Source organism: Candidatus Igneacidithiobacillus taiwanensis, from assembly GCF_031962545.1.
Taxonomy (GTDB): Bacteria; Pseudomonadota; Gammaproteobacteria; order Acidithiobacillales; family Acidithiobacillaceae; genus Igneacidithiobacillus; species Igneacidithiobacillus taiwanensis.
This window is the reverse complement of record NZ_JAVRKK010000127.1, coordinates 1-6126: the sequence shown is the minus strand read 5'-3', so window position 1 is coordinate 6126 and position 6126 is coordinate 1. Positions and strand designations below refer to the sequence as shown.

Below are 6126 nucleotides of genomic sequence, written 5' to 3'. Positions count from 1 at the left end.
TACAACGCCGAACGGCCACACCATCGACTCGGACAGAAACCACCGCTATCCTTCCTCCTCCAACATCTACCACAGTGCCAAAGGTGGTGGACGCATACATCCAGTTGCGACTACAAGCAATGCCTTGCAGAATAGGGACCGTTTCTCTACGGCCGACCTTTAGTGCCGGAGTAACGATTTGGCAACCCGGCCACGACTTGGAACGCAGCATTACCGATGCCGATCAGGCTCTTTACCGCGCCAAACGCGAGGGACGCAATCGAATCGTGCTGGATGAAAGCATCGGAAACACGACGAGCCCATCGATGAATTGACGAACAATAGCAGAATACGGGAAATGGCGATCTATCATGGAGAGAAAAATGAAAGAAAAAATGGTCACTCAGGAATCCTATAAGGAGGAGTTGCACGCCCTTCAGGTAGAGCTCGTCAAACTACAACGGCATATTATCGCCCGCGGCGACAAGATTCTTATCCTCCTCGAAGGACGTGATAGTGCGGGTAAAGATGGCAGTATCAAGCGCATCGTCGAGCACCTGAGTCCACGAGAGGTACGCGTCGTTGCCCTCCCCAAACCCTCGGACCGCGAGCAAAGCGAGTGGTATTTTCAGCGCTACATTGCGCATTTACCGGCGGCTTCCGAATTCGTGCTCTTCAATCGCAGCTGGTACAATCGTGCCGGCGTAGAGCGGGTCATGGGATTCTGCACGGCCAAGCAACTCGAAGAATTCTTTCAGGAAGTTCCTGTACTCGAGGGCATGCTCATGCGCTCTGGCATTCATTTGCGCAAATTTTATCTCGATATTAGCCGCAAAGAGCAAAAAAAGCGTTTGAGTGCTCGCGAGAATGATCCGCTAAAACAATGGAAAACCAGCCCTATCGATTTACAAGCGGTAAAACATTGGAAGGACTACTCCCAGGCTCGCAATGAAATGTTTGCGCGCAGTCACACGGTACTCTGCCCCTGGACCGTTGTCCGTGCCGACGACAAAAAGGCGGCACGCCTACAGATCATCAAGGAAATCTTACTACGCCTAGATTACGAAGGAAAAAACACCGACCTAGTCAGTCCGGATCGAAATCTCATTTTTGATTTCGATCCGGCCTACCTCGAAAATGGTAGTATTGCTGACTGAGCGTACCGATCAGCGGCGTCGGCGCTTACGCTCGCCGTTACTCTGTCCCTCGGCAAGTACCCGTTCAAATTCGATTTTCCGCTCGTCTAAATTTACCTGTACCAAGCGCACGCGGATTTCCTCACCCAATTGGAAAATCTCGCCGCTGCGCTCGCCAACGATGCGATAGTGCTTGGCGTCGAAATGATAGTAATCGCTGCCAAGGGTGCTGATATGGACCAGCCCCTCTACATAGACCTCACGGAGGGCCACAAAAAGACCAAAACCGGTCACGCCAGTAATGATCCCCGTGTATTCCGTTCCCACCTTATCGAGCATAAATTCGCATTTGAGCCACTGCACCGCTTCGCGTGAGGCCTCATCGGCGCGGCGCTCGGTCATCGAGCAATGTTGACCCAGCTCCTTGAGCTCCGACAGCACCGGCAACCTGGGGGCACGCCCTGCTGCCGCGGCGTCGAGGAGTTCTTGGATGCCGCGATGAACAAGTAGATCGGGATAGCGCCGAATGGGCGAAGTGAAATGCGTATAGGCCGGATAAGCCAAGCCAAAATGCAGACTGGTGTCGACGGTGTAATATGCCTGGGAGAGGCTCCGCAGGATGATGGTTTGGATCAGGTTGGCATCCGGGCGCTCCCGAGTCGCTTCGATGATCTGCGCCAAATCGACACTGCGGGGTCGCATCGGCAAGCGCAGCGGCACCCCCAATTCACCGAGAAAACGTCGTAAGTCCTCAATTTTATCGGCGTTGGGTTCCGGGTGTACCCGGTACAGCATTGGAAATTGATGAATGCGGAAATATTGCGCGGCACACACATTGGCGGCCAACATACACTCTTCAATAATGCGATGGGCGACATTGCGTTGCAGGGGAACGATGCTGTCGATGCGACCTTGATCGTTGTAAATCATACGACTTTCTTGACTGTCGAACTCGATCGTACCCCGCTCTTCCCGCGCTTTGGCGAGAGATCGATATAGGTCATGCAGCGTCTGCAGATGCGGCAACAAGGCGACATCGTCGCCTTCGGGCGAGTGCTCGCCACTCAATAGCTGGGCGACTTCATCATAGGTGAAGCGACGCTGGGAACGCATCACCCCCCGCGCAAAGCGAAATTGCTGGCATTCGCCCGCTGCATCAAACTCCATCTCGCAGACCATACAGAGCCGATCGACGTGTGGATTGAGGGAGCACAACCCATTGGAAAGCGCCTCGGGAAGCATGGGAATGACCCGCCCCGGGAAATACACCGAGTTTCCGCGTCGCCTTGCCTCCTGGTCTAGAGCCGAGCCGGGTTGCACATAACTTGCTACGTCGGCAATGGCCACGAAAAGGCGGAAGCCACCCCCCTCTCGCGCCTCGGCGTAGACGGCATCGTCAAAATCTTTGGCATCGGCACCATCGATGGTCACCAAAGGCAGGGCCCGCAAATCGCGCCGCCCCTCTTTCATTGCCTCCGGGACTTCTGGCGCGATTTCCGCTGCTTCACGTTCCACTGCCTCGGGCCACTGGAAAGGCAAGCCATAGCTGCGTACGGCAATTTCGACTTCCATTCCCGGCGCCATGTGTTCGCCGAGAATTTCGACGATGTGCCCTTCGGGCAGGTTGCGTCCATCGGGATAGGTATCGATCTGCAAGACTACGATCTGGCCGTGTACCGGTGCGAGTTCGCCGCTACTGGTCACCACAAATTCCTGATTGATTCGACGGTCTTCCGGAATGACATAGCGACTGCCCTCATCGGCATGGAAACGTCCCACGACCTGGGTGAGGGCGTGTTCGAGCACGCGCACCACGGCACCCTCCAAGCGCCCGCGACGATCCTCACCGATTACCCGACCGAGAATCAGATCGCCGTGAAATACTTTGCGCATTTCTCGCGGCGAAAGGAAGAGGTCTTTACCACCATCATCGCGCGATAAAAAACCAAAACCGTCCGGATGGGCGATGACCGAACCGCGAATCAATTCCATTGCTTCGGCGATGCCGTAGGCGCCACGTCGATTGCGCAGTAATTGCCCATCGCGCTCCATGGCGCGCAAGCGGCGGCGCAGGGCCTCTTGATCGTCTTCGACAACCCCAAGATCTTCGATCAGATCTTCCAAACTGGCCGGCCGCCCCAAGCCTTGTAGATACTGTAAAATAAACTCCCGACTAACTATGGGTCGCTCGTATTTTTCCTTTTCTCGCTCATACATCGGATCCCTTTCCGGTAGGGATAGACTGGGCGACTCGTTTTCCGGCATTGACAAAAACTCCTTACTATCGGATGATGCGCGCTATTGCCGAGGTGGCGGAATTGGTAGACGCGCTAGGTTCAGGTCCTAGTGAGCGAAAGCTTGTGCTGGTTCGAATCCAGTCCTCGGTACCACTCTCTAGAATTTTGATTGATCATTTCATTCACTGTTCACAACCTCGCCTGCGGTACTATCTCCCAAGGCGAGGCATTTGTCCACGTGCCCCCAGGGCGCTCCCCGGACTTCCATCTATAACGACACTGGCGATGAACACAGAACTCTTGGCAATTCTTACGGTTGGTACCAGCGCATCGGGAAAATCCTCCTGGGCGCAAAGTCTGGTGGAACGCTTTCCCCAGTTACGCATAAATATCCTGGAGCGAGATCAATTGCGCCAAGAATTATATGCCGAAGCAAACGACACCCCCTTTTCTTGGGCAGACTGGGATAGCCAGTTCGAGGAGGAGGTGCAGTCTCGTTGGTTGCAGCGCCTGCGCCAGCTCCTCGACGCCGACGTACTGGTACTTGCCGATACCCATCTCGATCCAGCGCAGTTGATTCGCGAAGCGCGTATTCTCGCCGACCTTGGCGTGCGCGAGTTGATATTACAGTATTTCCCTGCTCGTCCCCTCGTTGAACTGATCCGCTATGATCAAAATCGCTCCGCACCCGTTGGTGCCGCCGTGCTACGCCAACAGATTCAGCGCTTGCAGCCCGAGGAAGTCTATTGGCAGGCCTTGGAGTCCGTCAGCAACGAAAAATGATGTAATATGCTGAGGCAATAGGTTCGGCAAGGAGTTGCCCCATGAATAACATGCCTCCAGATTTTGCTACCTTGATTTCCGAGGAACAGAAACGCCTCGGCAAATATATTCGCCCGGTGGCCATTTTGCTCATTGTCGTTGGCCTCGTTGGTCTTATCAGTCCGGTATTTCTCTCTACTCTCACCATTGGGCTGATTGCCGCCCTCCTCATTCTCGGTGGCGCGTTCTGGTCCGTGCACTTGTTGGGTGACAGCGACCGCCATTTTTCTGACTGGCTGCGCCCACTCCTGCTGCTCATCACCGGCCTCATCATCGTCTGGGAACCCGCCGCTGGCATCGCCAGTCTCGGCCTCTTGTTTATTTTGTACTTTCTTCTCGATGCCTATCGCAATTTCACCGCTCATCAGCGCTCGGGCGGCATCGGACGTCCCTGGTTCATTTTTAGCGGCGTTGTCGACGTATTCATTGCCCTCCTCTTCTTGGTCACCTGGCCCAAGGGATCTCTCGTTCTAGTGGGCATTTTTGTGGGCATCAACCTCTTTTTTGATGGTATCGCCCTGCTCCTACTCAGTCGGGCTATGCCTGGCGGCAAACCATAAATAGCAAGCGGAGATCTACGATGCGACGGCGCCTCCTCCTCGGTTTTTTGCCCTTACTCTTCCTCGCTGCCTGTGCCGTACAACCGGCATCCAGTGCGCGTATGGTGGCGCCCGCAGATACCAGCCGGACTTCCCTCGATTGGGCCGGAGCGTACGCTGGCGATGCGCCCGGGGCCGACACCCCCCTCATTCGCGTCACCATCGGCCTCGCTGCCAATGGCGACTACCGACTCACCAGGCAATATGCCGATCGCCCAGCAAGTAGCTTCACGGAAACAGGCACCTTCACCTGGCTCCATGGCGACCGCGATATCGCGCTACGCGATCGTCAAGGACATACATCCCTATACCAGGTGCGAGAGAATGCCCTCATGCCCCTCGACGCCAACGGCAAGGCGATCCCGCCGCGAGGCAAACACGACTGGTTGCTGCATAAGGTGAGCGATCTACCCGGTGCTACCGTCCTCTTCTCGAGCTTTCGCTGGCAGTTGCAAGCTATCGACGGTTCCAAAGGCATCGAAGACAAAGGCAGGGTTCCCTACATCACGTTCCTGCCCGCCGAACGGCGCATGAGCGGTTTCGACGGCTGCAATCGCATCGGCGCTGCCTACGTACTGGGCCCGCAACGGCACCTGCAGTTCCGCGCGCTGATCTCCACGCGAATGGCCTGCGCCGGTACCAAGATCGACCGTCCCTTCACGACAGCCCTGGAACGTACCGCTTCCTATCGAATGCTGGCAAACGAGCTCCTGTTGCAAAATGCCGCTGGCGCTGTTGTCGCTCGCTTTATCGCCGTGCCCCAACCGGAGGATTGATGATCACCGCCCCCGCCGTTTCCAGCTCAGCCCCCGCCCCAATCAACCAGATCGATGCGGCAAAGACCCGCGACATCCTCATCCGCTTGGGGTACCTGCCGCTCACGGTGCGCGAGTATCTTGGCCCCAAGGCACACATTCATCAAAATCTGCAATGGGATTTTTCCGCGCCCGCCATACTCCGTCGGCTAAGCGCCCAGGATCCCTGGTCGGACCCTTTCAATCCTTGGGTGATGGGTGCCTTGTATCAGTTTGAGGCAGTGCATAATCTGCCGATTGTCCACGGCAGTGACGGTATTCGTGGTCTACCCGCCGTCATCGTCAAGGCCTTGCTGGCGGCCAAAAAGCCCGATCCCGACCCATGGATCTGGGTCTTGGTGAGCAAATTTCCGCGGCCAGAGACCATGCGGGTTTTTGTTGCCGGACGCGGCTGGGTATACCAGAGCGTTTGCAACACGGGCGTACTCCATGCCACTCCTAAGGACCCTCTGATTTAGCCCTCTGATACAATGGGTTGACCGAGTAGCTAGGAGATGACATCCATGACCGGACAGATGACCTTTGCCGAGGAGCCCAG

The 6126-nt window shown here is 56.0% G+C and carries 7 protein-coding genes and 1 tRNA gene; 7 read left to right on the top strand and 1 reads right to left on the bottom strand.

The window, feature by feature from the left end; translation table 11 throughout:
* Both RTI30_RS11830 and ppk2 read left to right on the top strand, forming a co-directional pair.
* Positions 1-314, top strand: a 314-nt coding sequence (locus RTI30_RS11830) for a diguanylate cyclase domain-containing protein (protein ID WP_312283836.1), incomplete at its 5' end; no start/stop codon positions are given.
* A gap of 48 nt (positions 315-362) precedes the next feature.
* A complete protein-coding gene (gene ppk2 / locus RTI30_RS11825) occupies positions 363-1136 on the top strand; it encodes a polyphosphate kinase 2 (RefSeq protein WP_409449706.1) in 774 nt (257 codons plus the stop codon).
* Between the two features lie 9 nt (positions 1137-1145).
* On the opposite strand, the gene rnr is transcribed toward ppk2, so the two are convergent.
* On the bottom strand, positions 1146-3380 hold the full coding sequence (rnr, locus tag RTI30_RS11820) for a ribonuclease R (protein ID WP_312263368.1): 2235 nt from the start codon (positions 3378-3380) through the stop codon (positions 1146-1148).
* A gap of 38 nt (positions 3381-3418) precedes the next feature.
* Between rnr and RTI30_RS11815 the strand changes: the two genes are divergently transcribed.
* From RTI30_RS11815 to RTI30_RS11795, 5 genes are all read left to right on the top strand, one after another.
* Positions 3419-3505: transfer RNA gene (locus RTI30_RS11815), tRNA-Leu, on the top strand.
* Between the two features lie 132 nt (positions 3506-3637).
* Positions 3638-4135, top strand: a complete 498-nt coding sequence (locus tag RTI30_RS11810; RefSeq protein WP_312263369.1) for an AAA family ATPase — start codon at positions 3638-3640, stop codon at positions 4133-4135.
* Positions 4136-4176: 41 nt separating this feature from the next.
* A complete protein-coding gene (locus tag RTI30_RS11805) occupies positions 4177-4734 on the top strand; it encodes a DUF308 domain-containing protein (RefSeq protein ID WP_312263370.1) in 558 nt (185 codons plus the stop codon).
* Positions 4735-4754: 20 nt separating this feature from the next.
* Entirely contained in the window at positions 4755-5549 is a 795-nt protein-coding gene (locus RTI30_RS11800) for an META domain-containing protein (RefSeq protein ID WP_312263371.1), read from the top strand.
* Entirely contained in the window at positions 5549-6046 is a 498-nt protein-coding gene (locus RTI30_RS11795) for a hypothetical protein (protein WP_312263372.1), read from the top strand. Before RTI30_RS11800 ends, RTI30_RS11795 begins: the two co-directional genes overlap by 1 nt.
* The last annotated feature ends 80 nt before the right edge of the window (positions 6047-6126 follow it).

Bases quoted from the DNA above. Each gene is read 5' to 3' on its own strand.
- ppk2 (WP_409449706.1), top strand. From the start codon at position 363: ATGAAAGAAAAAATGGTCACTCAGGAATCCTATAAGGAGGAGTTGCAC.
- RTI30_RS11805 (WP_312263370.1), top strand. From the start codon at position 4,177: ATGAATAACATGCCTCCAGATTTTGCTACCTTGATTTCCGAGGAACAG.
- rnr (WP_312263368.1), bottom strand. From the start codon at position 3,380: ATGCCGGAAAACGAGTCGCCCAGTCTATCCCTACCGGAAAGGGATCCG.
- RTI30_RS11795 (WP_312263372.1), top strand. From the start codon at position 5,549: ATGATCACCGCCCCCGCCGTTTCCAGCTCAGCCCCCGCCCCAATCAAC.
- RTI30_RS11810 (WP_312263369.1), top strand. From the start codon at position 3,638: ATGAACACAGAACTCTTGGCAATTCTTACGGTTGGTACCAGCGCATCG.
- RTI30_RS11800 (WP_312263371.1), top strand. From the start codon at position 4,755: ATGCGACGGCGCCTCCTCCTCGGTTTTTTGCCCTTACTCTTCCTCGCT.